Raw genomic sequence first — 3711 nt, 5'->3', positions numbered from 1 at the left:
GACGGCAAGGTGCTGTGGGGCGTCGGCATCGACTCCAACAGCATGGGTGCCGCCGTCAACGCCGTCGTCTCCGCTGCCAACCGGGCGAGACGTCCCGATCCGACGGCCTGTCCGGAAACCGGTCAGGCCGAACCGGCGGACCGCACCGGCCGGCACCTCTTCCCGTGGCACATCGCGCTGCCGGAACTGCTGCGGCAGCGCGGCAGATCCGGTCGGCACGCGGCCCCGGGAGCATCCCGGTGGCAGGCGCAGCCGCCGCATCCGGTCCCCGACCGCCGGAGGACGTCATGACCTCCCGCCATCCCGGATTCCACCGTCTCCCGCTGCGCGAACGGGCCCGGGTACTCGCCGAGGCGGCCCGGCTCAGCAGACACGAGTGCGAGCTCCTGGCGAGTGAGGCACCGCTTGCGCTGTCCACGGCCGACCTCATGATCGAGAACGCGGTGGGGGTCTTCGCGCTGCCCTACGGGGTCGCCGTCAACTTCACGGTCAACGGCCGTGACCGGCTCGTCCCCATGGTGACCGAGGAGCCGTCGGTGGTGGCTGCCGCCTCGAACGCGGCGCGGCTCACCCGGGCGTGCGGCGGTGTCTCCGCCGAGGCGGACCCCTCGCTGATGACCGGTCAGATCCACGTCCTGGAGGTGCCCGACGCCGAGGCGTCGGCGGCACGTGTGCACGACAACGCAGGCCGGCTGGTGGCGGCCGCCCGCCGGCTGCAGCCACGGATGGTGGCGCGCGGCGGCGGCGCGTGCGCGATCAGCGCCGAGGCCCTGCCGGACGGGAGCCTGCTCGTCCACGTCGTGGCCGACGTGGGCGACGCGATGGGGGCGAACGCCGTGAACACCCTGGTCGAGGCGCTCACTCCCGAGGTGCTGGCGGTGACCGGCGGGGTGCCCGGTATCCGGATCCTCTCGAACCTGGCGGACCGGCGGCTGGCCAGGGCACGCGTCTCGATCCCCGACGCGCTGCTGGCCACGGCCGAGCACTCCGGCGCGCAGATCGCCGGCCGCATCGTCGCGGCCTCGTCCCTGGCGGAGATGAGCCCGCACCGCGCGACCACCCACAACAAGGGCATCATGAACGGCATCGACGCCGTCGCCCTCGCCACCGGCCAGGACTGGCGCGCGATCGAAGCCGGTGCCCACGCCCATGCGGCGCGTACGGGCCGGTACCGGCCGATCGCCGTCTGGGAACACGAGGACGGGCGGCTGAACGGCACCTTCGAGGCACCGCTCGCGGTGGGTACGGTCGGTGAGCGGATCCGGGCCAACCCGCGCGCGACCCTGTCGCTGAGGCTGCTCGAGGTCTCCGGCGCGCGGGAACTGGCGGCCGTGATGGCCGCCGTCGGACTCGCCCAGAATCTCGCCGCCCTACGGGCCCTGGCCGGAGAGGGAATCCAGCGAGGTCACATGGCCCTTCATCATCGCTGTCGTGACTCCGGCCCCGGTACACCGCCGTGAGGGCCCGCAGCGTCCAGCACGTGCCCGGGAAGGTCATCCTGCTCGGAGAGCACGCGGTCCTGTGCGGCCACCCCGCGATCGCGACCGCCGTGCCGCGCCGGTTGACGTTGGTCGCCGAACTCGGCCAGGACGCTCACGACCTGCCTGGCGACCGGTCACTGCGGCAGGCGCTCGTGACCACGGCGGTGTCCTTCGGCCTCGACCCGTGCCGGGTCGCCGTCCACACGGAGTCCCGACTGCCCCCGGGCGGCGGGCTGGGCAGCTCTGCCGCACTCAGCGTCGCGCTCGTGCGCGCCGTCGCGGCCCTGTCCTGCACGGAACTCACCGACACCGAAGTGATGCGGTTGGCCACCGAGGTGGAACACGCCTTCCACCGCAGGTCCTCGGGGCTCGACATCCGAGCCGTCGTCCACACCGGGCCGATCTGGTTCGAGCCCGGAGCCGAGCCCCTGGTTCTGCCACTCGACGTACGAGAACCGTTCGACCTGGTCATCGCCCAGTCCGGCCAGCGTCGTTCCACCGCGGCGCAGGTCGACGCGGTCGGTCACCGGCCCGCGCAGAGCAACTCTTCCCCCGGGCCCATGGCACGGCTGGGCGAGCTGACCCGCAGAGCCCGTGCCGCACTCGCCGACGGCGAGGTGGCGGACCTGGGAGACGCCATGAATTCGGCCCACCTGGAGCTGAGGGACCTGGGTATGTCGACACCGACGCTGGACCGCATGGTGGCGATCGCCCGAGAGGCGGGGGCTGCCGGAGCCAAACTCACCGGCGCCGGACACGGAGGGGCGATGATCGCCGTCGCCGGGGCGCGCGGGCCCCGGATCTGCACGGCGCTGCGGGACTCCGGGTTCGAGGTCTTCCTCACTCGCATGAACCGGAGTGAACCGGAGGACGCGACGAACCATCGAAATTGACGCCGGAACACATGGCCGCAAGGGAATCCGGCCGGCCAGGAATTCATGCCCGCCCACCATCCTGACGGATTCAGGAGGGTGGTCGATCTCGACATTAGATTGAGCAGACCGCCCCGCACACCACGAGGTTGCCGTATGACAGACACGCTGTTCCTCTCCCCCGCCCCCGCGCCTCCGGTGACCGTCCCCGTCCTGCTCGAACACGCCCGCGCCGCCTACACACCCGCCTTGCGGGAGGCGATCGGCACCCTGACACCTCCGTTGGACGTCATCGCCGGCTACCACCTCGGCTGGAACGACCTCTGCGGCAACGCCACCTCCGACCACGGGGGAAAGGCGGTCCGGCCGGCGCTGACACTACTGGGAACCCTCGCCGCGGGAGCGGACGCGCATCTCGGGGTGCCCGGGGCCGTGGCGGTCGACCTGATCCACAACTTCTCGCTCCTGCACGACGACTTCATGGACGGCGACGAGCTGCGCCGTGACCGCCCGACCGCCTGGACCGTCTTCGGTGCCGCTCAGGCGGTCCTGACCGGCGACGCACTTCTCGCCCTGGCCACCCGCGTCATCGTGCAGGCTCCGTCCTGCGGCGCCACGTCCCGGGACACGGCCCGGGCGCTGGAGCGGCTCGCCAGCGCCAACTATCAGCTGGTCAACGGGCAGGCCCGCGACCTCGCCTACGAGCAACGCGACGTCATCAGCCTTCAGGAGTGCCTGCAGATGGAGGACGGGAAGACCGGCGCGCTGCTGGCCTGCGCGTGCTCGATCGGTGCGGTCCTGGCAGGCGCCGACGATGCAACCGCTGACGCGCTCGACCGCTTCGGCCACCACCTCGGACTCGCATTCCAGGCCGTGGACGATCTTCTCGGGATCTGGGGTGATCCCGCCGTCACCGGCAAGCCGCGCTGGAACGACCTCATCCGGCGCAAGAAGTCCCTGCCGGTCTGCGCCGCTCTCAACGACGCCGGCGCGGCATCGCGCCAACTCGCCCACCGCCTCGCCGGGGGGCACGGCGACGCCGACGGCGAGCAGCGGCTCGCATCCCTCGCCGCACTCATCGAGACGGCCGGCGGTCGGGCGTGGGCCGAGAGCGAGGCCCGCCGCCAGCACCGGAGCGCCCTTGCCGCGCTCGACGAGATCGCCGCACCGGAGCCGGTCCGCCGCCATTTCACCGCACTCGCCGACTTCGTCGTCCAGCGCACGAGGTGACCGGCCCGTCGACACGGCCGACGGGCCGGCAGGGCCGCACCCTCCGAAGTATCGGCGGCCGGCGCCTCTGCGACTAGAGTTCCGGATGGACCAGGCCGTCGGACATGCGAGAAAGCCCCATGACCGTA

Annotated in this window: 4 protein-coding genes; all 4 read left to right on the top strand. The window is 72.1% G+C overall.

Translation table 11 applies throughout. From position 1 onward, the window contains the following. Nucleotides 1–291: hypothetical protein (locus AA75_RS51470; protein WP_033822296.1), on the top strand; the 291-nt coding region annotated here is incomplete at its 5' end. Then, a complete protein-coding gene (locus AA75_RS24070; protein ID WP_051813194.1) occupies nucleotides 288–1460 on the top strand; it encodes a hydroxymethylglutaryl-CoA reductase, degradative in 1173 nt (390 codons plus the stop codon). The genes AA75_RS51470 and AA75_RS24070, both read left to right, overlap by 4 nt. Nucleotides 1461–1480: 20 nt before the next feature. Next, nucleotides 1481–2374, top strand: coding sequence for a mevalonate kinase (mvk, locus tag AA75_RS24065; RefSeq protein ID WP_158515559.1), 894 nt, complete (start codon nucleotides 1481–1483; stop codon nucleotides 2372–2374). A 135-nt stretch (nucleotides 2375–2509) separates the two neighbouring features. Then, nucleotides 2510–3583: a polyprenyl synthetase family protein gene (locus tag AA75_RS24060; protein WP_033822295.1), complete on the top strand. Its 1074-nt coding sequence runs from the start codon at nucleotides 2510–2512 to the stop codon at nucleotides 3581–3583. Nucleotides 3584–3711: the final 128 nt, after the last annotated feature.

The organism is Kitasatospora sp. MBT63, from assembly GCF_000710465.2.
Taxonomy (GTDB): domain Bacteria; phylum Actinomycetota; class Actinomycetes; order Streptomycetales; family Streptomycetaceae; genus Kitasatospora.
This window is presented reverse-complemented; position numbering and strand designations above follow the sequence as displayed.

Coding starts and splice junctions, on each gene's coding strand:
- AA75_RS24070 (WP_051813194.1), top strand. CDS start 288: ATGACCTCCCGCCATCCCGGATTCCACCGTCTCCCGCTGCGCGAACGG.
- AA75_RS24060 (WP_033822295.1), top strand. CDS start 2,510: ATGACAGACACGCTGTTCCTCTCCCCCGCCCCCGCGCCTCCGGTGACC.